The sequence below is a fragment of the Streptomyces liliifuscus genome (assembly GCF_016598615.1).
Classification (GTDB): domain Bacteria; phylum Actinomycetota; class Actinomycetes; order Streptomycetales; family Streptomycetaceae; genus Streptomyces; species Streptomyces liliifuscus.
This window is the reverse complement of sequence record NZ_CP066831.1, coordinates 8,505,641-8,527,776: the sequence shown is the minus strand read 5'-3', so window position 1 is coordinate 8,527,776 and position 22,136 is coordinate 8,505,641. Positions and strand designations below refer to the sequence as shown.

Genomic DNA, 22,136 nt, shown 5'->3' with positions numbered 1-22,136 from the left:
GGCGCGGGGAACTGCGCGACAAGCCACATCGGACCCGCACCCACCCAACCACCCACCGCCGTCCCCCGCCAAACCGCCGGAGGCCCCCGCTAGGGACGCCAGAGCGGATGCTCCTCCTCCGCCCACTCCTTGCTCACCGACCCCGTCCGGAGCCCCCGCCGGGCCTCCGGACGGGCCATGGCCATCCCGATATGCCCCGCGAGAACAATGCCGATGGTCAGGGCAAGCCAGTCATGCACAAAGGTCGCACTCGTGCGCCACACGAGCGGCGCGAGATGTGTGAACCACATCAACAGCCCGGTCCCGAGCATGACGAGAACGGCCCCCGCGATCCACGCCGCGTACACCTTCTGCCCGGCGTTGAACTTCCCGGCCGGCCGCGACTGGGGCCGGGCGTCACGCCGAAGCGCCGCCCGCAGCCACACCCCATCGTGCGCCCCGAACCGATTGAGCAGCCGCAGGTCCTTCCGGAAGGCCCGTGAGACGAGCCCGGCCAGGACGGGCACCGGCAGCAACAGCCCCGACCACTCGTGCAGCCGCACGACCAGCTCGCGCCGCCCGACGAGTTCGGCGAGCTGCGGCAGATAGAGACAGGCCGCGGTCGCCACGCACACGCCCATCAACACCGCCGTCACCCGGTGCACCCACCGCTCGGCGGGCGAGAACCGCGGCACCCGCACCGAACTCGCGAACCGCTCCCCGGTGTTCGCCGCCCGGTCGGGCGTCTCCGGGGCCTCGGCCTCAGGTCGCGTCATCGTCCCGTCCGTTCGATCGGCCGACCCACGCGTCGACGTCGTACCCCCGGTCCTCCCAGTAGCCGGGGCGGACGTCCGAGGTGAGGGTGATGCCGGAGAGCCACTTCGCGGACTTGTAGAAGTACATGGGCGCGACATAGAGACGCACCGGACCACCGTGGGAGTGGTTCAGATCCTTGTCCTGCATGCGCAGAGCCACGAGGACATCGGCGCGGCGGGCCTGGGCCAGGGTCAGGCTCTCGGAGTACGCACCGTCGAAGCATGTGAACCGCACGGCCCCGGCCGAGGACCGCACCCCCGCGGCATCCAGCAGCTGGGACAGACGGACCCCTTCGAAGGGCGTGTCGGGCACTCTCCACCCCGTGACGCACTGGACGTCACGCACCATCCGGGTCTGCGGCAGGGCACGCAGATCGGCCAGCGTGTACGTGGCCGGGTGGTCGACCAGGCCGTCGATCTTGAGGCGGTAGTTGTCCTCGTTCTTGTGCGGTACGGACGAGGCGACCGAGTAGTAGCGGAAGCCGCCGCCGTTGGGGAGCAGGCCGGTCAGCCCGGTCGGGTCCTTGTCCGCGGCGCCGCCGAGGAAGGACTCCAGGCCGCGCTGGAGCGTGGGCGCGGTGGCCACGCCGAGTGCGCCGAGCCCGAGCATCCCGAGCATGAGCCGCCGCCCCACCGGGGTGCCGCTCTCCTCCGGATCCGAAGCGGTCGGTTGTTCCGTGTTCACCTTCTGATTCGAACACCCTTGGCCCCCGGAAGCCAGGGGCCAAGGGTGTCCGTCAGAGTTCCGTAATCACTTCTTACGGCTTTCTCAGAAGCGCGGCACACCGCCCGCGGGAGGCGTCAGTGGGACGCCCGGGCGACGGGAGCCGCTCAGGCGTCCTCCTCGGCCGCCTTCTCCAGCTGGAACGCCTCGTTGCCGAGCCCGATCCTGGCGTGCGCCTCGGGCTTGCGGGCCCGCAGGAAGAGGCCCTGGAGGATGCCCGCCACGGCGGCGAGCACGATGATGCCGGGCAGCACCCAGCTCAGCGAGGAGTCGGGGCCCGCGCCCACGAGGACGTCGAAGTCCTTGACGGTGTAGACGGCGATGACGAGCAGCGAGACACCGGCGATCACGGAGGCCACGAGGCGCCAGGCCTGGGCTCCCGCGGCGCCCCGGCGGGCGAAGAACACGACGACGGAGAGCGAGGCGGCGGCCATCAGCACGATCACGCCGAGGGCGCCGACGTTGCCCATCCAGGTGAAGAGGTGCAGCACGGGCGCGGTCGGGTCACCGGTCGGCTTGTCGTCGGCGACGGCGAACGCCCCGACGACGACCACGGCGATGACGGTCTGCAGCAGCGATCCGGTGCCGGGCGCGCCGCTGGCTCCCGTGGTCCGGCCGAAGACGGAGGGCAGCAGGCCCTCGCGGCCCATGGCGAAGGCGTACCGGGCGACGACGTTGTGGAAGCTGAGCATCGCCGCGAACATGCCCGTCACGAACAGCACATGGAGCACATCGGTGAACGTCCCGCCGAGCCGTTCCTCGGTGAGGAAGAACAGCAGTCCGGCGCTCTGCTTCTGGGAGGTGCCCACGATCGCGGAGGGCCCCGCGGCGACGGTCAGCGCCCAGGAGCTGATGGCGAAGAAGACGGCGACGAAGCCGATGGCCAGGAACATCACGCGCGGGACCAGGATGTGCGGGCGGCTGGTCTCCTCCGCGTACACGGGGGCCTGCTCGAAGCCGAGGAACGCGGCGATGCAGAAGCACAGGGCGGTGCCGAGGCCGGCCCCGGAGAGGGTGTCGGGGTTGAAGGCGTGCAGCGACAGGCCCTCCTTGGCGGGGTCGGCGACGGCCGCGATGTCGAAGATGACGACGAGGGCGACCTCGATGACCAGGAGCACGCCGAGCACACGCGCGTTCACGTCGATCTTCAGCCAGCCGAGCGCTCCGACGACGAGGGCCGCGATCAACGCCGGTATCCACCAGGCGACTTCGACTTCGAGGTAGGTGGCGAAGAGGCCGGACACCTCGAAGCCGAAGATGCCGTAGATGCCGATCTGCAGCGCGTTGTACGCGACGAGCGCGACCGCGGCGGCACCCGAGCCGGCGGTGCCGCCGAGCCCTCGGGAGATGTACGCGTAGAAGGCGCCCGCGTTGTGGACGTGGCGGCTCATCTCGGCGTACCCGACGCTGAAGAGGACGAGCACGATGCCGAGAAGGACGAAGAGCAGCGGCTGGCCGACGATGCCCATCACCGCGAATGTGGTGGGCATGACACCTGCGACCACCATGAGCGGGGCGGTCGCGGCGAGAACGGAGAGCAGCAGGCCCCCCGTACCGAGCCGGTCGGAACGCAGGGCGCGGTCCTGACCCTTGAAGGTGCTGATGCCGCCGCCGTCGGCGGCGGTCTGTCTGCTCGTGCTCGACGCACTTGAGGTGTGCGAACTGCCCGTCGTCATGGCGGGGTCGTCCTTTCGGATGTTCCGGTGGCTGCGGTGTACAGGAGCGTTTGTTCAGACCGTGCCGAGCACGCTGTCGCGTGCGGCGCGGAAGGCTTTGTGCGGGTCGCGGTCGGGGTACGACCACGGCACCGGGGTCGCGTACGGTCCGATGCGGTGGAAGAGGGCGGCCGCCTCGGCGCCCCGGCCCTCGCAGAACTTGGCGTGGGCAAGGAAGTTGAGGTCGATCTGGCTGCGCGGATGGTCGTCGCGCTCCCACTCCAGCCACCAGTCGAAGGCCGCCTTCATCACCTGACGGGCCCGGCGCCCGACCCAGTGCCCGGAGGCCACGGGATCGGCGGGCTCGATCCCGGCGGCGGCCAGGACGCGATAGCGCTCGGCGTGCGCGACGACGGGAAGGATGGCCAACGGCGAGTCGGCGGGCGCCTGTTCGGCCGACCAGGTCGCGAAGTCATAGACCTCGTGCAGCGGGTCCTGCCCGGCTTCAGGTCTTCGCTCGGCGAGCCGGGCGACCATCAGATGGTGGGCGTGGTGGTGGTCGGCGTACCGGTGCCGCACCTCGTCGAAGAGCTGGACCACCTCCTGCTCGCCGCCGAGCACGCGCTCCAGCATCAGCAGCCCGAGCCAGGGCGTGGGGTCCGCGGGCAGCAGCTCGGCAGCGACGCGACAGGCCTCGCGCGCCCGGGCGGGCTTGTCCTTGCCGTTCAGGGCGCGCTGGACGGTGGCGAGGGCGAGCAGCACGGAGGCGTCGCCCGACTCGGGCTCGGCGACGAGCCAGTCGCGGGCCCAGGCCTGGGTGCTGGACTCCTGCGCGAGGGTGGTGACGCGATGACCGCGACGGTCCCAGTCGTCGCCGGTCTCGACGAGCAGACCGCGTACGGCTGTCCACCGGCCCTGCGCCAACGCGGCGCGGGCGGCGACGAGTTCGGCGTCGTCGAGCGCGGCGTCGAAGGCCTGGGCCGCGCGCTTGCGGCCGCGTCCCAGGGGTGGCGGGGGTGGAGACACCGCGGAACTTCCTCACACGACGCGGTAATTCAGTGGGCATTTTGTGCAACCGGTTGACATTTACCGGAGGTTGGATTCTGTCAGGGGCCAATTACGGACAGCCAACCCCCAGCCAACGGTTCGCGTCAAGCCCGGACAGTGCTTTACACGCGTCAACGACCTGTCGGCGGCCCCGAGTTGAGGCCGCCGTCACCCCACCGTCAGCCGACGGCCTTCGCCGCCGCACGCCCCGCCGCACGCCCCGAGAACAGGCATCCGCCGAGGAACGTCCCTTCCAAGGACCGGTATCCGTGCACTCCGCCACCGCCGAACCCGGCCGCCTCCCCCGCCGCGTACACCCCGGACAGCGGGTCACCGCCTTCGGTGAGCACCTGGGACGAGAGGTCGGTCTCCAGACCGCCGAGCGTCTTGCGGGTCAGGATGTTGAGCCGTACGGCGATGAGCGGCCCGGCCTTGGGGTCGAGGATGCGGTGCGGAGTGGCCGTCCGGATCAGCTTGTCGCCGAGATAGGCACGGGCCCCGCGGATCGCGGTGACCTGCAGGTCCTTGGTGAACGGGTTGGCGATCTCCCGGTCCCGCGCGGTGATCTCCTGCCGCAGCGCCGCCTCGTCGATGAGCGACTCCTTGGTGAGGGCGTTCATACCCCGCACCAGCGCACCGAGATCCTTCTCCACCACGAAATCGACGCCCTTGTCCATGAACGCCTGCACCGGCCCCGGCACATCGGCCCGCGCCCGCTGGAAGACACCCTTGACGGACTTGCCCGTCAGATCGGGGTTCTGCTCGGAACCCGAGAGCGCGAACTCCTTGCCGATGATCTTCTGGTCGAGCACGAACCACGTGTAGTCGTACCCGGTCTTCATGATGTGCTCGAGCGTGCCGAGGGTGTCGAAGCCGGGGAAGAGCGGGACCGGCAGCCGCTTGCCCCGCGCGTCCAGCCACAACGACGAGGGCCCGGGCAGGATGCGGATGCCGTGCTTATCCCAGATGGGGTTCCAGTTCTGGATGCCCTCGGTGTAGTGCCACATGCGGTCGCGGTTGATGAGCCGCGCGCCCGCGCCCTCCGCGATGCCGAGCATCTCACCGTCCACATGCGCGGGCACACCGGAGATCATCCGCTCGGGCGGAGTACCGAGCCGCTCGGGCCAGTTGGCTCGTACAAGATCATGGTTCCCGCCGATGCCGCCGGACGTGACGATCACGGCCTGAGCCCTGAACTCGAAGGCACCGGCGACAGCGCGCCCACTGGCCTGCCCCCGCAGGATGTCCGACGGCTCGAGCACCTCACCGCTCACGGTGTCGACGTCACCCGCGCTCCGCGACAGCCCGGTGACCCGATGCCGGAACTTGAGCTGTACGAGCCCACGGGCGACCCCCGCCCGCACCCGCCGCTCGAAGGGCGCGACAAGCCCGGGCCCCGTACCCCAAGTGATATGAAAACGAGGCACGGAGTTCCCATGCCCATTGGCGTCATAACCACCGCGCTCGGCCCACCCGACCACAGGAAACCATCGAACGCCCTGCTTGTGCAGCCAGGACCGCTTCTCGCCGGCCGCGAAGTCGACGTACGCCTCGGCCCACTTCCGGGGCCAGTGGTCCTCCGGGCGGTCGAAGCCCGCGGTGCCCATCCAGTCCTGGAGGGCCAGCGCGTGGCTGTCCTTGATACGCATCCGGCGCTGCTCGGGAGAGTCCACGAAGAAGAGCCCGCCGAACGACCAGTGCGCCTGGCCGCCGATCGACTGCTCCGGCTCCTGGTCGAGAAGGATCACCTTGCGCCCCGCGTCGACGAGCTCCGCGGTCGCCGCGAGCCCGGCGAGGCCCGCCCCGATCACGATCACATCTGCGTCGTACGCCATGAGCAGTGCCTCCTCGGCCTTGTTACTGGTCGGTCAGATCCTTGGGCAACGGAGTGACCCAGTCAACTGCCGGGTTCCGCGGACTCGGGCTACAGTCGGTCGATACCCGCACCCCGCCCCGCCACCGTCCGAAATCCCCGAGGTACGCAGCGTGTCGGTCCTGGTTCTCCTCCTCTCCGTCGGCGCGGCCTGCTGTCTCGGCTTCGGCTTCGTCCTCCAGCAGAACGCCGCCTCGCACGCACCACTCGGCGACTTCCTCTCCCCCCGCCTGCTCCTCGACCTGGTGCGGGTGCCTCGCTGGCTGGGCGGCATCGGGCTGATGGTCGTCGGCATGGTGCTCGGCGCGATCGCCCTCTCGAACGGCGAGATCTCCCTGGTCGAACCACTGCTCGCGACGAACCTGGTATTTGCACTCGTACTCTCCCGGCGCCAGACCCGGCAGCCGCTCGGACGGCAGGGCTGGGCGGGACTCCTCCTGCTCGCGGGCGGCGTGACGGCCTTCATCGTGGCCGGCCAACCACAGGGCGGCGACGCCCGCACGGACCCGTTCCGCCAGTGGCTGATCATCGGCACGGTGCTGGGTCTCGCCCTCCTGCTCACCACATACGCAAAACGCTCCCTCCTGAGCGCGGGCCCCGTACTGCTCGGAGCGGCAGCCGGACTCCTCTACGGCGTCCAGGACGCCCTCACCCGAGTGAGCGGCCAACGCTTCTCCGACGGCGGATGGATCGCGCTCGCCACGGGATGGCAGGTCTACGGGGTCGTGGCACTCGGAATCACAGGACTCGTACTGGTCCAGAGCGCGTTCGAGACGGCACCCCTCCGCATGTCACTGCCGGCACTCACCGCCGCGCAGCCGCTCGCCGGTATCGCCTGCGGGGTGGGCTTCCTCGGGGACCGTCTACGCACCGACGCGGGCGCCCTGACCTGGGAGGTCCTGGGTCTCGCCGGGATCGTGATCGGAGTCGTGCTGCTGGGCATGCACCCCGCGATGCCGAGCGGCGCGACACCCAAGGAACGAGTCCGGGTCCAGGTATGAGCTCCGCCGACGAGATCCTCGACGTGGTCGACGAACACGACGAGGTAGTGGGGCAGGCCAGGCGCGGCGACGTATACACCCGAGGCATGCGACACCGCTGCACCTTCATCCAGGTCAGAGACGCGCAAGGCCGCCTGTTCGTCCACCGCCGCACACCGACCAAGCTGGTGTTCCCCTCCCTGTACGACATGTTCGTGGGCGGAGTGGTCGGCGCGGGCGAAACGTACGACGAAGCGGCGCTCCGGGAGGCCGAGGAAGAGCTGGGCGTCTCCGGCCTCCCCCACCCCACCTTCCTCTTCAAGTTCCTGTACGACGACGGCGCCGGGAAGTCCTGGTGGTCGGCCGTGTACGAGGTGCTCTGCGAGCTGCCGGTCGAGCCCCAGGTCGAGGAGGTCGCCTGGCACGGGTTCCTGCCGGAGGCGGAGGTGCGGCGGCGGTTGACGGAGTGGGATTGGGTCCCGGACGGCATGTCAGCGTATTCGCGGCTGCGGGCTTTGCGGGGACGAGGCTGAGTTTCACCTGCGGGTCCGTCGTGGCCGATCGCGCAGTTCCCCGCGCCCCTGGGGCGAGGGGGCCTGGGCCGGTTTTGTGTCTGCGGGTTCGTTGTGGCTGATCGCGCAGTTCCTCGCGCCCCTGGGGGGAGGGGGCTTGGGCCGGTTTTGTGTTCGCCCCTGAGGGGCGGGCCGCAGACGCCGACGCGCGTGGGGCGGGGTCGTGCCGGTGTGTCAGCGTTCGCGACATACGGCTCCCGCTGGAGACGGTGACCAATGAAACTCAGGGCCGTATGCCCCGCCGTCGCGAACGTGACATACCGGCACGGCCCCGCCCCACCCACCGGCGGCAGGCGACACCCCGGCCATGGGTAAGGTCCTGCAGGTGATCGAATTCAGGCGGAACATCCAGTTGTGGTTCGCACCTGAGCGGATCAAGGAAGACGGCCGCACGCCGGACTACCGCTTCTCGCTGGCCAACGAGCGGACGTTTCTGGCCTGGCTGCGGACCGCGCTCGCGCTGATCGGCGGCGGCTTCGCCGTGGACCAGTTTCTGCCGGATCTGCGATGGGCCTGGCGGGCCGGCCTGGCGCTCGGGCTGCTCGGCGCCGGCGTGCTGTGCGCACTGCGGGCCGTGAACCACTGGGTCCGGTGCGAACAGGCGATGCGCCGGGGCGAGGACCTCCCGGTGTCGCGGTTTCCCGCACTGCTGAGCATCGGCGTGGCCGTCGTCGCCCTCGCCATGGTCGTCGTCGTGCTGTTCGGGTGGGAGGGGTGATGGAGCCCCACCGGAGCGCGGAAGACGACCGGGATCCCGGCCTCCAGCCGGAACGCACACGGCTGGCATGGCGACGTACGACCCTGGCGGGAACAGTAGCGACCGTGCTGGCCGTGAAGGCAGCGCTGAACAACGGGACGGACGCACCGGGCATCACGGTGGCCGCGCTCTGCTGCGTACTGTGGCTGGGATTCCTCACCGTGGCACACCGAAGGATCCGCGTACTGGCCGAGGGCGGAAAGCCCACGCCGCTCACCCCGAGGCACGCAGGCGCCGCCACTCTCTGCACCGTCGCACTGGCGGCCTGCGCGGTGGCCCTGATCCTCTGAGACGGCCACCTGCTCGACCCTCCGAGGGACCGGACAACACACGCGCCGCTTTAGGGCGATATGTTGGCTTTCATGTGGCTACCCTGACCGGCGTCACACTCCGCACCTCCTCCGAAGGTGAGCACCATGACCACCCTCCACCAGGAACACACCGCCCACGAGCACGCCCACGGCCCGGACTGCGGGCACGCCGAGGTGCCGCACGGCGACCACGTCGACTACGCGCACGACGGGCATCTGCACCGGCAGCACTCGGGACACTGGGACGAGTGCGAGCCGGGCGGGCACGTCGCCCACGAGGGGCACGGCCACGAGCACGGCGCGGACTGCGGACACCCGGCCGTGACGCACGGCGACCACGTGGACTACGTTCATGACGGTCATCGCCACGCCCGCCACGACGGGCACTGGGACGACCACTAGGCGACCGCCGGGCGCGAACGAACAGGGAACCCCCCGAGTCGTCGACGACGACTCGGGGGGTTCTTCGCGACCGAGACGCCGATCACGTTTTGTCCCCGCACTGGACTGCATACCGACCGGTCGGCATCATGTGGGGGGAGTCCTGATTCCCGGCGTACGGAGGAAACACGATGAGTTCAGACCACCCGCCAGGTCTCGATCTCGACCGGCTGCGCGGCCTGCTCGACAGCGAGCGGCCGGGACTGGTCGACGGCCCGTTGACCGGCCGGCTGATCGAGGGCGGACGGTCGAACCTCACGTACGCGGTGACGGACGGCACCTCGAAGTGGGTCGTACGCCGCCCCCCGCTGGGCCATGTCCTGGCGACCGCGCACGACATGAAGCGCGAGCACCGGGTGATCAGCGCACTGCACCCGACAGCCGTACCCGTGCCGCGCACGCGCCTGCTGTGCGAGGACGTGGAGGTGCTGGGCGCGCCGTTCTACGTCATGGACTTCGTGGAGGGCACGCCCTACCGGACCGCCGAGCAGCTCGCCCCGCTCGGCCCGGAGCGCACGCGCGGCGCGGTGCTCGGCCTGGTGGACACGCTGGTCGAGCTGCACGCGGTGGACCCCGCCGAGGTGGGCCTCGCCGACTTCGGCCGCCCCGAGGGCTTCCTCGACCGGCAACTGCGGCGCTGGGGCAAGCAGTTGGACGCGTCCCGCAACCGCGACCTGACCGGCATCGACGAACTGCACGCCGCCCTGGGCCGCGAGCTGCCCAACTCCCCCACGCCCACGGTCGTGCACGGCGACTACCGCCTCGACAACGTGCTGATCGGCGAGGACGACGAGATCAAGGCGATCCTCGACTGGGAGATGTCCACGCTGGGCGATCCGCTCACCGACCTGGGGCTGCTGGTGATGTACAGCATCCCGCTCGGAATGCCCGACTCGCCGGTCTCCACGACGGCCAGGGCCGCCGGGCACCCGGAGCCGGCGGAGCTGATCGAGCGGTACGCCGCGCGCTCGGGGCGCGACGTGTCCGCCGTCGCCTGGTACACGGCGTTCGCGTGGTTCAAGCTCGCCGTGATCCTGGAGGGCATCCACTACCGCTACACACTCGGCCAGACCGTCGGCGCGGGCTTCGACCGCATCGGTGACCTGGTCCCCGTCTTCATCGAGCACGGCCTGACCACTCTTCAGGAAGGCTGACCGACCATGGACTTCGCATTCGACGCACGCACCGAGGAGCTGCGCACCAAGCTCCTCGCCTTCATGGACGAGTACGTCTATCCGGCGGAGGCCGTCGCGCACGAGCAGCGTGAGCAGCTCGCCTCGCCGTGGGACACCCCGGCCGTGGTCGAGGAGTTGAAGGCGGAGGCCCGCCGCCAGGGCCTGTGGAACCTCTTCCTCCCGGACTCCGAGTACGGGGCAGGGCTGACGAACCTCCAGTACGCGCCGCTCGCCGAAATCACGGGCCGTTCCCCGCAGTTGGCGCCGACCGCGCTGAACTGCGCGGCGCCGGACACCGGCAACATGGAGGTGCTGGCCCAGTTCGGGGACGACCAGCACAAGAAGCAGTGGCTGGAGCCGCTGCTCGCCGGTGAGATCCGTTCGGCGTTCGCGATGACCGAGCCCGAGGTGGCGTCGTCCGACGCCACGAACATCACGACGCTGATCGAGCGGGACGGCGACGAGTACGTCGTCTCCGGCCGCAAGTGGTACATCTCGGGGGCGATGAACCCCGACTGCAAGATCTTCATCGTGATGGGCAAGACGGATCCCGACGGGTCGGACATCCGCCGCCAGCAGTCGATGGTGCTGGTGCCGCGGGACACGCCCGGTGTGGAGGTGCGTCGTGCGATGCAGGTCTACGGCTACGAGGACCACTCCCACGGCGGTCACGCCGAGGTGGTCTTCCACGGGGCCCGGGTCCCGGCCTCGAACCTCATCGGCGAGGAGGGCGGCGGCTTCGCCATCGCGCAGGCGCGGCTCGGCCCCGGCCGCATCCACCACTGCATGCGGCTGATCGGCATGGCCGAGCGGGCGATCGAGCTGATGTGCCGACGGGCGGTGTCGCGTACCGCGTTCGGCAAGTCGCTGGCCCAGCAGGGGGTCGTCCACAACTGGATCGCGGACGCGCGGGTGGCGGTCGAGCAGCTGCGTCTGCTGGTCCTCAAGACGGCCTGGATGATGGACACCGTCGGCAACAAGGGCGCCCACGCCGAGATCCAGGCGATCAAGATCGCCACGCCTCGGACGGTCGTCGACATCATCGACAAGGCGGTCCAGCTGCACGGCGCGGGCGGGGTCAGCCAGGACTTCCCGCTGGCCGAGCTCTGGGCCGGCGCCCGCACCCTGAAGCTGGCCGACGGCCCGGACGAGGTCCACCAGCGATCACTGGCCCGCCGCGAACTGAAGCGGTACGTCTGACCCGCCGGGGGCGGGGAGGGTTTTCCTCGCCCCCGCCGCCCCTACCCATTCCCGTCACTACTCGGGGGGCCGGCCCCTGAACCCCCGCTCCTCAAACGCCGGAGAGGCTGAAATGCCTAAGGGGCGCGGGGAACTGCGCGACCAGCCACAACGAACCCGCAGGCACCCCGTCGGCCGGTGCCGCCCCGGGCTACGGTCTGAGCGCCCGCAGCAGCAGGTCCGCCAGATGGTCGGCGACCTCCTGCGGAGGGAGCGGACCGTCGGGCCGGTACCACGTGGACAGGTGGTGCACGGACCCGAAGTGATAGTCGACAACAAGATCGGCCGGAGTCGCCTTCGAGAAGACCCCGGCCTCCTGCCCCTCCTCGATCAGCGCACGAAACCGCTCGTGGTACCGCCGCCGCTCGGCCCGCACCTGCTTGTTCTTCTCGGGACTCAGGTGGTGCATCGAGCGGAAGAAGATCGCCGCGTCGTCGAGGTTGTCGATCGTCGTGACGACGACATCGGCGGCGGCACCCCGCAACCGCTCCTCCACCGGCGCGTCCGCGTCGGCGAAGGCGTCCAGCCGCTCCTGCTGAACCCGCAGGACACGCGCGTACACCTCGTGGAGCAGGTCGTCCTTGGAGCCGAAGTAGTGGTACAGCGCCCCCTTGGTGACACCGGCCGCCTCGACGATCTCCTGGACCGAGGTGCGGTCGTAACCGCGCTCGGCGAAGAGCCGGGTGGCGGCCGCCAAGAGCCGCCGCGGGACGGGCGTGCCGTCCCCGTCCGTCGTCCTGGGCACTGCCGCCACCTGCCTTCCAGTGTTCTATGTGCAGTTCTGTGTGCGTGGTCCGCCGGTCGCCTCCCGGCCGCCCGACGGCGGTCTACTGACCGTCCTGCGACCGGGAACGCAGCTCCCGACGGAGGATCTTCCCACTTGCCGTCTTCGGCAAGTCGGGCAGGATCTCGACCTGACGCGGGTATTTGTAGGCGGCCAGTCTCTCCTTGCAGTATGCGGCGAGTGCGGCGGGGTCCTCCTCGGCGCCCGGCCGGAGGCTGATGTAGGCCTTGACGGTCTCGCCGCGGTATCCGTCGGGCACCCCGACGACAGCCGCCTCACGGACCGCCGGGTGGGTGTAGAGGACGTCCTCGACCTCGCGCGGCCACACCTTGAACCCGGACGCGTTGATCATGTCCTTCTTGCGGTCGACCACGTAGAGCCAGCCGTCCGCGTCCATGAAGCCGATGTCGCCGGTGCGCAGCTCGCCGTCCGGGAAGGTCTCCGCGGTGGCCTCGGGCCGGCGCCAGTAGCCGGGCACGACCTGCGGACCTCGTACGAGGATCTCGCCCTGCTCGCCGAAGGGGACCTCCGCGCCCTGGTCGTCGACGATCCGGACGACCGTCTCGGGCCCCGGCAGACCGACGGCCAGCGTCCCGGAGACCGGGTCGACGGGGGCCTCGCGGCCTGGCGGCACGGAGGCGCAGGGCGCGGTGCACTCGGTGAGTCCGTAGCCGTTGCGGATGTACGGCCCGAAGCCCGCCCGGAACTTCTCGACGAGCGCGGGCGGCACGGGCGCTCCGCCGGAGGAGATGTTCACGAAGGAGGAGAAGTGGTCCGGCGTGACGGACGGGTGCGCGGCCAGTGCCATGAAGGCGGTCGAGGGGCCGACCGTGTAGTGGGGCCGGTGCTCGGCGAACGCGTCGAGGACGACTCCCGCCTCGAAGCGGTACGCGAGGACGAGCGTGCCCGCGCTGTTGAGGCAGGCGGCGAACTGGCAGACCATCCCGGTGATGTGGAACAGCGGTGCCATCGCGAAGTACACGGGCGCCTCGGGCAGCGCGAGGCCGGTCCGCTGCCGCTCGGCGTTGTACATGACGTTGGCGTGGGTGTTGGTGGCTCCCTTGGGGGCGCCACTGGTGCCCGAGGTGTAGCTGATCAGCGCCACGTCCGAGGGGCGGGGGTCGCGGCCCTCGGGGGCCCGGTGACCGGCCTTCGCGACAGTCACCAGATCGTCGGCGTCCGGCGCCTGGGGCAGCCGCTCGAAGTTCAGCACGCGTGCGTCGCCCCGCGTCTGGAGATCCAGTTCGCAGCCGGTCAGTACGACGCGTACGGGCGAGTCGGCGGCCGTCTCGCGCAGGTACGTCTCCCAGGCGCGGTCGGAGCAGATCAGCGCGGCGACCTCGCCGTCCCGCAGGACGTGGGTGACCTCCCCCGACTTGTACATGGGGTTGACGGGCAGGACGGTCGCGCCGGCCTTCCAGGCGCCGAGGACGGCGAGAACGAAGAGCGGGGAGTTCTGCAGCAGGACGGCGACCCGGTCACCGCGCTCCAGGCCGCGGGCGGCGAGGTGTCCGGCGACTGAGTCGCTCAGCTCGTCGACCTCGCGGTAGGTGAGCCGTCCGTCGAAGTAGGCGAGGAAGGTGGTGTCGGGGGCCTCGGCGACGGCCCGTCGCAGGGCGTGCACCGGCGAGTCGGCGGGGCTTATGGGCCCGCGCTGGGCGTCGTTCAGGAGCGCGAGCCACGGCTGGGCCGCGTACAGGGAGGTGGTCACCGGCCGTCCGCCTCCCACTTCTGCTGGATGTGGTTCATGCTCGTCAGCCAGCGGTCGGGGTCGTCGGCCCGCGCCCGGTAGTAGTCGGCGACCTCGGGGTGCGGCAGGATCAGGAAGCGGTCCTCCTCGATCCCGGCGAAGAGGGCGTCCGCGACGTCCTCGGGCTCGATGGCGGTGGGCTTGAGCACGAGGTCGCCCGCGCTGCCGGTGCTCGCGAGCATGTCGGTGCGGACGCCCTGCGGACATATCGCGTGGACCTTGAGGCCGCGGTGGCGGTACGTGAGGGAGAGCCACTCGGCGAAGGCGTACGCGCCGTGCTTGGTGACGCTGTACGGGGCCGCGCCGACCATGGTGAGCAGTCCGGCCGCCGAGACGGTGGAGACGAAACGGCCGCTGCCGCGCTCCAGCCAGGCGGGGAGCAGTTCGTTGGCCGCCCGGACGTGGGCCATCACGTTCACGTCCCAGGCGAGCTCCCACACCCGTTCCGGAGCCGCCTCCGACCCTCCGGAGCCGAGCCCGGCATTGGCGCAGTAGACGTCGACCGTGCCCCCGAGGGCGTCCCGCGCCTCGGCCACGATCGCGGAGGCGTCCCCCGGAACGGCAACAGCCCCGATCTCCTCGGCGACGGCCTTCGCCTTCCCGGCATCCAGATCATTGACGACGACCCGGGCCCCTTCGGCAGCGAACCGCCGCGCCAACGCGGCCCCGATGCCCCCTCCAGCTCCGGTGACAACCACTCCGGCACCCTGCACGGCTTCCACCATCGGTCTCCTTCGACACGACGAAATTCGGCTCACTCCAACGCCAGACTAACCAGTCGGTATGTAAAGAGGGAAGGTCGGGCGCGCCCCGTGAGGGGCGCTGGGAACTGCGCGACAAGCCACACTCGACCCGCAGCTTACGAACAACAGGCGGAAGCGCTTAGCGTGCTCCTGCCAGCCTTCCGCGAACAACGGAGGTCACCACATGCGCCGCCTGTCCAGACGAAGTCTCCTCGCCGCGACAACCGCCGCGGCGGCGTTCTCGGCGAACCCGCCCGCCGCGGCCGCCCAGGAACCACGGGAACAAAGGGGTGCCCGCCGCCTACGAACCGGCTTCGAGCGTCTCGCCGCGGACGGCTACGCACTCCTCGAAGGCGAGCGCGTAGGGATCGTCACCAACCCGACCGGTATCACCAGGGACGTCCGCCACATCGTCGACGTCATGCACGCGGACGACCGGGTGAACCTGGTGGCCGTCTTCGGCCCCGAGCACGGCTTCCGCGGCACCGCCCAGGCCGGCGGCTCCGAGGGCCGCTACGACGACCCGGCGACCGGCCTCCCGGTCTACGACACGTATCTGAAGAGCGGGCAGCCGCTGGCCGACATCTTCACGGCCTCCGGCGTGGACACCGTCGTCTTCGACATCCAGGACGCGGGCGCCCGCTTCTACACGTACATCTGGACGCTGTACGACTGCATGGAGGCGGCCCGGCTCGCCGGGAAGCGTTTCGTGGTGCTCGACCGGCCGAACCCGGTGACCGGCCGGAGCGCACAGGGGCCCGTGCTGCACAAGGAGTTCGCGACCTTCGTGGGCCGGGAGCCGATCGCGCAGGCGCACGGGATGACGGTGGCGGAGCTGGCGCGGCTGTTCAACAAGGAGTTCCTCGCGGCACCGGTTCCGCTGGACACCGTGCTGATGTCGGGCTGGAAGCGGTCCGACTTCTACGACGCCTCCGGCCTCCCCTGGGTGCCGCCGAGCCCCAACATGCCGACGCCGGACACCGCGCTCGTGTACTCGGGAACGTGTCTCTTCGAAGGGACGAATCTGTCGGAGGGGCGCGGCACGACCCGTCCGTTCGAGCTGCTCGGTGCGGAGGGCATCGACCGGCGGTGGGCCGCCGAGGTGGGTCGACTCGGGCTGCCCGGTGTGCACTTCAGGGAGGCGTACTTCGCGCCGACCTTCTCCAAGTTCCAGGGGAAGACCGTCGGGGGCGTACAGATCCATGTCCACGACCGGGCCGCGTACGACCCCGTACGCACCGGGATCGCGCTGCTGGTGACCGCCAAGAAGGTGTGGAGCGGGTTCGCCTGGCGCCCGGACAACTGGATCGACAAGCTGACGGGGTCCACGCAGGTCCGCACGATGATCGACGCGGGTGCGGGTGCCGACGAGGTCGTGGCGGCCTGGCAGGGCGAGCTGGCGGCCTTCCGACGGATGCGCGGAAAGTACCTCCTCTATCGCTGAGACATGAGTTCGGGCCGGTCGGACCGCACGTGACGTATGGCCAACTCCCCTCCGCGGCGGGACGATGCCCGCATATGAGCGGGTTACGGGGGCCGAAGGAGGCTCGTCATGGCGGAGCCGGAAGTGGGTGTGACTCCCTACTGGGAGCTGACGTTCGACGCGGACGGGGATGTGAACGCGGGGCAGCGCGACCGGCTGCTGAAGGAGGCGTCGGAGCGGGGCGTCAAGGATCTGATCGTGTTCGCGCACGGCTGGAACAGCGACCGGTCGGGGGCCACACGGCTCTACAGCCGGTTCTTCGAACCGTTCCCCGGGCTGGTGCCGAACGCCCGGCTCGGGTTCGTGGGCGTGGTGTGGCCGTCGATGCGGTTCTCGGACGAGCCGATCCCCGACTTCGAGCGGGCGGTGACGGCGGCGACCGTGGGGCCCGCTCTGGACAAGGGCACCCGCGGCGGTCTGCTGGAGGTCTTCCCGGGCCGGGCCACCCTGGTCGACCAGATCGCCCGGATGCTCGACCAACAGCCGGACGAGGAAGCGGCGTTGGAGGAGTACGGGCGGCTCGTACGGCTGCTGGTCGAGCTGCATCCCGAGGCGCCCGGGACCGCGTTCGCCGCGGACACCGTGGCGGAGGCCGGGCCGCAGTGCGACCCGGAGATGTTCCTCGGGGACACGGCGGAGATGTGCCGGGAGTTCGCACGGACGCTGGCGGAGGAACGGGCGGGCGCCGACGGCGAACTCGCGGTCGGAGTCGGGGCCGGAACCGGGGCCGGTGCCGGGGCCGAGGGAGTCCAGGCGTCGTTCGGACTCCCCCGGGTCTGGGACGGCGCGCATGAACTGCTGCGGCAGGCGACGTACTTCGCCATGAAGCGGCGCGCGGGCACGGTCGGTGAGCGCGGGCTCGGTCCGCTGGTCGGGCGGCTCGCGCAGGTGGCGCCCGGGCTGCGGGTGCATCTCGTGGGGCACAGCTTCGGCGGGCGCCTGGTGTCGTTCGCGCTGCGCGGGCTGCCCAGGGGCGTGCGGAACGTGAAGTCGGTGACGCTGCTCCAAGCGGCCTTCTCCCACTACGCGTTCGCGGCCCGGCTGCCGCACGACGCGCGGGGCAAGGGCGTCCTGCACGGTCAACAGGACCGTGTGGACGGCCCGTTGGTCTGCTGTTTCTCGCGCTTCGACTCGGCGCTCGGGACGATCTACCCGATGGCCTCCCGGATGGCGGGCGACAGCAACTCCGCCGTCGACCTGCGGCTTCCGCGTCTTCTCGGCAGCAAGTGGGGGGCGTTGGGGTTCGACGGGGTGCAGGCGGTGGCGGGCACGAAGGCGTTCAAGCTCGCCGACGCGCTGCGGGCGAAGCTGCCCGTGTCGGGGTGTGTGAACATCGACGCGTCCGCGGTGGTGAAGCGCGGCGGAGCCCCGGCGGGGGCCCACAGCGACATCTGTCACCGGGAGTTGGCGCAGGTGGTGCTGGCGGCGGGCCGTGTCAAGTGACCCGCCGCCGGCTGGTGCCTGTCGTCACCGGTGTGAGGCGAACTCCACGACCTGCTGGTAGGTGGGCCGGTTCTGCCAGCTGATCTTGTTGTGCTTGATGCCGCCCAGCGTGCGCTGGTTGACCGAGTCGGCGCACCACTGGTCGCCGGCCGAGCAGAGGTCGTCGCCCGGGTAGACCTGGGCGGCGGTCTTCGCCGCGGCCTCCTTGAGGGTGTTGATCAGGATGGTCCGGCAGGCGCCGAGGCTGCCGCCGCCGCAGTACGGCTTGGCCAGGCCGCCTTCCACGGTCTCGCCGAGCACCGCCCGGATGTCCTTGTGGACGTAGCTCCACCAGCCGTACTGGAAGGAGCTTCCGGCGTGCGAGCCGGTGGGCCCGTGTCCGGCCGACGGGGGTTCGTCCACGGGGAGGTTGTTCGTCATGGCGGTGTAGAGGTCGCTGCCGAGGCCGGGCTCGAACTCGGCCTTCACCAGGAGCGGCCACCAGGCGTCCAGGATGCGGATCGCCTCGGCGTTGGCGTACGCCTTCGAACCGGCCGAGGTCTCCTTGCGCTTGGCGCCGGCCGTCACCCAGTCGGACAGCTTCGTCACGGCCGCCGCGGCCGCCGAGTCGGTGACCGGCGAACTGTTGACCACCTTCAGCAGCTTCGGCAGTACGTCCTCGGCGCGCAGGTCGGCCAGCGCCGCGTCGGCCATCGCCTTGGTGAGCGAGGCCCTGGTCACCCCGCCCGCGGTGACCAGTTTCTTCACCCGGTCCTCCAGGAGGTTGCCGCGATGGACGGAGCCGTTGCCCCAGGGAGCCGTGGTGTAGTCCTTGGCCTGTTTGTTGTTCCAGGAGATGTAGTAGTCCTGGTCGATGGAGTTGGGGTGGGCGGACGCCGGGGTGTAGTCGGCGGTGTTCGTCGTCGGCGTCCAGTTCTTCCACTCGTACGCGGGCTGCGCCCAGACCGGGAACTCTGCGTCGACACCGCCTGCGCGGACCGGGTTGTCACCGCTGTTGTAGTACGCGGTGTGCTGCGAGTCGGCGTAGAACCAGTTGAACGTGTAGTTGATGTGCTGCACCGCCGACTGGAAGGTCTGGGGACTCTTCACGTAGTCGGGGTCGTTGAGCATCTGGAAGCCGATGATCGAGTCGGCCTCGTGCATGTAGGAGGAGCGCAGGGTGGTGTACGCGACCCGTTTGCCGTCGACCGTGGCGCGGTGTGTCACCGGGCCGTACTTGGTGCGCCAGACCTGCATGCGGTACGAGCCGGCCGCGGTGCCGTCGGCGGTGGTGGGCTTCCAGGCGTTGGTCTGCTCGACCTTGTCCATGGCCGTGCAGGTGCCGCGGTAGAGGTAGTGGGTGTCGTCCTGGCACAGCTCGACCGCGTAGGTGTCGATGATGTCCTGGCCGGAGGTCGTGGCGCTCCACGCGTAGTCCTGGCCGCGGCCCAGTTCGACGTACATGCTCAGGCCCGCGAAGGAGGCGCCGCGCGCGCTGAGGCCGGGGCCCTGGATCTCCTGGAGCATCAGCAGCTGTGGCGCGAAATAGCCGGTCTGCGGTCCGAAGACGGCGATCGGGTTGCCGCTCGCGGTGTGCTTGCCGCTCACCACGAGAGCGTTGGACATGCCGCGCCTGGCCGAGCCGAGGGCGCTCGCCGTCGCCGCGGTGGACGTCCCGGTCGCCGTGGCGGTGGCCGCGCTGCCCGTACGGTCGTAGACCAGCGGCTCCTGGGCCACCGAGCCCGCGGCGGGCAGGGCCTCGCCCTGGGGGTCGGCCGGCTTGGTGGCGTACGGGAAGCTCTCGCCGTTGTGGACGGTGAGCACGGCCTCGGGGTCGTTGCGCTCGCGGAAGGACTCCCAGACCTTAGTGCCCTCCTCCACGCCGTACTTGGACTGGGCGGCGAGGAGCGAGATGGCGTTGTTGACCTCGCCGCCGCCTCCGGAGCCGAAGAGCGCGCCGATGACGGAGGCCAGGGCGACCAGGTCGGTCTCCTTGAAGTGCTCGATGGTCCCGGCGTTGGTGATCGAGTCCTTGTGGCCGGTGAGGACGTACTCGCCGGGGAAGTAGCGGCCGCTGTCGGAGGCGTCGATGTAGGCGTTGATGCCGGCGATGTAGGCCTTGACGTCGGCGAGGGCCTGCTGGCCGCGGGCGCCGTTCGTGGCGACGGCGTTGTCGATCTGCGCCTGGAGATCGGCCTCGGTGTAGGGGGCGTGGCGCCAGAATTCCTGCTCAAGGCCCTGGTTGGAGGGCGCGCCGCCCGCGAAGGGGGTCAGCTTGCCGCGTCCGACGTGCCGGAAGACGTCCATCAGCCACAGCCGGTCCTGGGCGGCCGCGTACCCGGCGCCGAACTCCGTGCCGTAACGCGTGGTGCCTGTGATGTGTGGCACACCGGTCTTCTTGTCGCGGACGATCGTGACGTCGGTGCGCCCGGCGGGCTTCAGGGTCGACTCGACCTGGTCGGCGGGGACCCCGAAGGAGGCGTCCCTGAAGAAGTCGTTGATCTTGGCGTCGGTGAGTCCGGTGTAGCCCGACGCGAGGTTGCCGTAGGGCGCGAGCTGGTCGTCCGCGTGCGCGGGCTGGGTGCCGAAGGCCTGGTTCAGAAGGATCTGGGCCAGGGTCGCGTTGCCGTTCTGGCCCGCCGGGAGGATGTCCGAACACCGGCCGCCGCAGTAGTCGTTCGCGGCTGCCGCGGCCGGCGCCGAGACGGGCTGCGCGGCGGCCGTCTGGGAAAGCGGTGACAAAAGACCGGCAACGAGTGCGCATATGGATGCGCCCTTGAGGAACTTGGTGAATCTGCGGGGAGTTCTCTGTCTGTCGAGGATGGTGCGTGGGGTACGCCGGGGCATGGCTGGCTCCTCGCGACGGGGGTGAGCCGGACGTTACCGCCGGTATCCCCGCGTTTGAAGATGAACATGCGTCACTTTTGGCGCCGGAGGGGTCGACGGATCCCCCGACGCACCGTCGGCCGCAGCGGCCGACGGCGAGAAGCAGACGGTGGACGGCCGAGAACCGTCTGATGGGCGGTCCGAAATCGCCCGATTGGCGGCTTTTTACCGGTCGCCGAAAAACAGATGGAGCCGAATCGCGTGTCGATACGTCTATTCGGCGACGTCCTTTCGACGACGCCGAAGTGACCGAAGTACAGGTGCAGGTGTGACGGAGGTGCAGGGCGATGGCCGGCTTTCGGAGTCTGGCGAGACAGGTGCGCGACCCGAGGAGCGATCTGGCACTGCGGCGCTATTCACTGCGCAAGTGCCTTGAGAGGTTCGCTCCTTACGGTCACCGGGCGACCTGGGACCATCTGTGCTCCCGGGCCGGGTTCGGCCCCGAGGACCGGTCCCCCGATCCAGCGCGGCTCGTGGCCGCACTGGACGAACTGGAGGAGGCGCGCTCCGTATGGCTCGCCTACGAGGTCGAGTTCGCACAGCGCCGCAAGAAGGAGAAGCACGACGGTCTGCGCAGCCCCGGCAGCGTGGACGACTGGCACCGGCTCACCTGGGGCGGCTTCGGGGTCGCCTGGTGCGACGACCCGCGGGTCCACCCCCATGAGCCGATGGCCGAGGTGCTGCGCCGGCTGATCGCCGCCCTGGAGCGCGAGCCGGGCACCGTCTGCCCGGTCTGCTCGGGCGAGCGCCTCACCTGGAAGTACGACCTGGCCCACGAGCCGTCCACGGGCCCGGTCTGCACGGCCTGCGGGATCGTCGTCCCGCGGCCGGTTCTCACGCCCGAGGCCCTGGCAGAAGCCAGAAGAGGGCGTCTATTGGTGTCGGTGGCGAGCTAGGCGTGCCGGGGGTGCGTCGGCGGAACCGCACCCCCGGGCGATTGGCTACGGAGTCTTGACGTCGGTGTGGATGGCGAGTTTGAACTCGGCGAGCATCAGCGGTGTGGAGACCTTCACGTCCCCCGCGCCGCGCACGGAGATCTTCAGGCCGAGCGGCGTCTGAGGGTGGACGAACATCTGCCACATGTAGGTGCGGTACTGGCCGCCCCGGGTGGGTGCGATGTCGGTCGTGGCCGTGGAGTTGTAGCCCGTCGAGAGGTTCAGCGGGTCCCGGACGTAGCGCGCCCGGTACTCCAGTCCTTTGGCGTCCGCCTCCCAGAAGACCATCGCGCACAGTACGCCCCAGCCGTCGTGGCTGGGCCAGATCAGGCCCGAGCGGGCGTCGGGGAACGTCGACGCGCTGTCGCCGCCCTTCGCCGGGTCGTGCATGTTCCAGGGGTCGTACTGCTCCTCCCCCGTGACGTACGGGAAGCGCACGAGGTGGTACCCGTCGCTGTCGTACGTGATGGTCTGCGCCCCCGTGTGCGCGGCTTCCCACTTGAGCGAACAGATGGCCAGGCTCATCGCCCGTTCCTCCTTCGTTCTCCGGTTGTCAGTGGCGCCT

At 70.1% G+C, this 22,136-nt stretch carries 20 protein-coding genes; 10 read left to right on the top strand and 10 right to left on the bottom strand.

Annotation, left to right across the window (positions count from 1 at the left end):
- Positions 1-89: 89 nt before the first annotated feature.
- The 5 genes from JEQ17_RS36805 to JEQ17_RS36785 form a co-directional block, all read right to left on the bottom strand.
- Positions 90-755, bottom strand: a complete 666-nt coding sequence (locus JEQ17_RS36805) for a cytochrome b/b6 domain-containing protein (protein WP_200399287.1) — start codon at positions 753-755, stop codon at positions 90-92.
- Positions 742-1,479 (bottom strand): molybdopterin-dependent oxidoreductase, encoded by a 738-nt coding sequence (locus tag JEQ17_RS36800; protein ID WP_234048499.1) that lies wholly within the window; start codon positions 1,477-1,479, stop codon positions 742-744. Before JEQ17_RS36800 ends, JEQ17_RS36805 begins: the two co-directional genes overlap by 14 nt.
- Before the next feature lie 146 nt (positions 1,480-1,625).
- On the bottom strand, positions 1,626-3,194 hold the full coding sequence (locus JEQ17_RS36795) for an APC family permease (protein ID WP_200399286.1): 1,569 nt from the start codon (positions 3,192-3,194) through the stop codon (positions 1,626-1,628).
- Between the two features lie 54 nt (positions 3,195-3,248).
- Positions 3,249-4,199, bottom strand: a complete 951-nt coding sequence (locus JEQ17_RS36790; RefSeq protein ID WP_200399285.1) for a tetratricopeptide repeat protein — start codon at positions 4,197-4,199, stop codon at positions 3,249-3,251.
- 200 nt (positions 4,200-4,399) lie between these two features.
- Positions 4,400-6,055: an FAD-binding dehydrogenase gene (locus tag JEQ17_RS36785; protein WP_200399284.1), complete on the bottom strand. Its 1,656-nt coding sequence runs from the start codon at positions 6,053-6,055 to the stop codon at positions 4,400-4,402.
- 151 nt (positions 6,056-6,206) lie between these two features.
- Between JEQ17_RS36785 and JEQ17_RS36780 the strand changes: the two genes are divergently transcribed.
- The 7 genes from JEQ17_RS36780 (at position 6,207) to JEQ17_RS36750 (ending at position 11,529) form a co-directional block, all read left to right on the top strand.
- A complete protein-coding gene (locus JEQ17_RS36780) occupies positions 6,207-7,094 on the top strand; it encodes a DMT family transporter (protein WP_200399283.1) in 888 nt (295 codons plus the stop codon).
- Positions 7,091-7,606, top strand: coding sequence for an NUDIX domain-containing protein (locus JEQ17_RS36775; protein ID WP_200399282.1), 516 nt, complete (start codon positions 7,091-7,093; stop codon positions 7,604-7,606). The genes JEQ17_RS36780 and JEQ17_RS36775 overlap by 4 nt, the downstream gene beginning before the upstream one ends.
- Positions 7,607-7,970: 364 nt before the next feature.
- Positions 7,971-8,363 (top strand): YidH family protein, encoded by a 393-nt coding sequence (locus JEQ17_RS36770; protein ID WP_200399281.1) that lies wholly within the window; start codon positions 7,971-7,973, stop codon positions 8,361-8,363.
- The gene (locus JEQ17_RS36765; protein ID WP_200399280.1) at positions 8,363-8,692 is read left to right on the top strand and encodes a DUF202 domain-containing protein; all 330 of its coding nucleotides are present in this window, start codon (positions 8,363-8,365) and stop codon (positions 8,690-8,692) included. The genes JEQ17_RS36770 and JEQ17_RS36765 overlap by 1 nt, the downstream gene beginning before the upstream one ends.
- A gap of 126 nt (positions 8,693-8,818) precedes the next feature.
- The gene (locus tag JEQ17_RS36760; RefSeq protein ID WP_200399279.1) at positions 8,819-9,115 is read left to right on the top strand and encodes a hypothetical protein; all 297 of its coding nucleotides are present in this window, start codon (positions 8,819-8,821) and stop codon (positions 9,113-9,115) included.
- A 170-nt stretch (positions 9,116-9,285) separates the two neighbouring features.
- Entirely contained in the window at positions 9,286-10,308 is a 1,023-nt protein-coding gene (locus JEQ17_RS36755) for a phosphotransferase family protein (RefSeq protein WP_200399278.1), read from the top strand.
- Positions 10,309-10,314: 6 nt separating this feature from the next.
- Positions 10,315-11,529 carry an acyl-CoA dehydrogenase family protein gene (locus JEQ17_RS36750; protein ID WP_200399277.1) on the top strand — a complete coding sequence of 405 codons (1,215 nt, stop codon included), beginning with the start codon at positions 10,315-10,317 and terminating at the stop codon, positions 11,527-11,529.
- Between the two features lie 190 nt (positions 11,530-11,719).
- On the opposite strand, the gene JEQ17_RS36745 is transcribed toward JEQ17_RS36750, so the two are convergent.
- The 3 genes from JEQ17_RS36745 to JEQ17_RS36735 form a co-directional block, all read right to left on the bottom strand.
- Entirely contained in the window at positions 11,720-12,313 is a 594-nt protein-coding gene (locus JEQ17_RS36745; protein ID WP_200399276.1) for a TetR/AcrR family transcriptional regulator, read from the bottom strand.
- A gap of 82 nt (positions 12,314-12,395) precedes the next feature.
- Entirely contained in the window at positions 12,396-14,063 is a 1,668-nt protein-coding gene (locus JEQ17_RS36740) for a class I adenylate-forming enzyme family protein (RefSeq protein WP_200399275.1), read from the bottom strand.
- Entirely contained in the window at positions 14,060-14,827 is a 768-nt protein-coding gene (locus tag JEQ17_RS36735) for an SDR family oxidoreductase (RefSeq protein ID WP_200399274.1), read from the bottom strand. Before JEQ17_RS36735 ends, JEQ17_RS36740 begins: the two co-directional genes overlap by 4 nt.
- A 202-nt stretch (positions 14,828-15,029) precedes the next feature.
- Between JEQ17_RS36735 and JEQ17_RS36730 the strand changes: the two genes are divergently transcribed.
- Entirely contained in the window at positions 15,030-16,289 is a 1,260-nt protein-coding gene (locus JEQ17_RS36730; RefSeq protein WP_200399273.1) for an exo-beta-N-acetylmuramidase NamZ family protein, read from the top strand.
- Positions 16,290-16,397: 108 nt separating this feature from the next.
- The gene (locus JEQ17_RS36725) at positions 16,398-17,771 is read left to right on the top strand and encodes a serine-threonine protein kinase (RefSeq protein WP_200399272.1); all 1,374 of its coding nucleotides are present in this window, start codon (positions 16,398-16,400) and stop codon (positions 17,769-17,771) included.
- A gap of 24 nt (positions 17,772-17,795) precedes the next feature.
- Here the strand turns inward: JEQ17_RS36725 and JEQ17_RS36720 are convergent, their stop codons facing one another.
- Positions 17,796-20,597, bottom strand: a complete 2,802-nt coding sequence (locus JEQ17_RS36720) for a penicillin acylase family protein (protein ID WP_200399271.1) — start codon at positions 20,595-20,597, stop codon at positions 17,796-17,798.
- Positions 20,598-20,923: 326 nt separating this feature from the next.
- Between JEQ17_RS36720 and JEQ17_RS36715 the strand changes: the two genes are divergently transcribed.
- A complete protein-coding gene (locus JEQ17_RS36715; RefSeq protein WP_189840104.1) occupies positions 20,924-21,532 on the top strand; it encodes a hypothetical protein in 609 nt (202 codons plus the stop codon).
- Positions 21,533-21,577: 45 nt separating this feature from the next.
- Here JEQ17_RS36715 and JEQ17_RS36710 read toward each other — a convergent pair whose 3' ends face one another.
- Entirely contained in the window at positions 21,578-22,096 is a 519-nt protein-coding gene (locus tag JEQ17_RS36710; RefSeq protein ID WP_200399270.1) for a hypothetical protein, read from the bottom strand.
- Positions 22,097-22,136 lie beyond the last annotated feature (40 nt).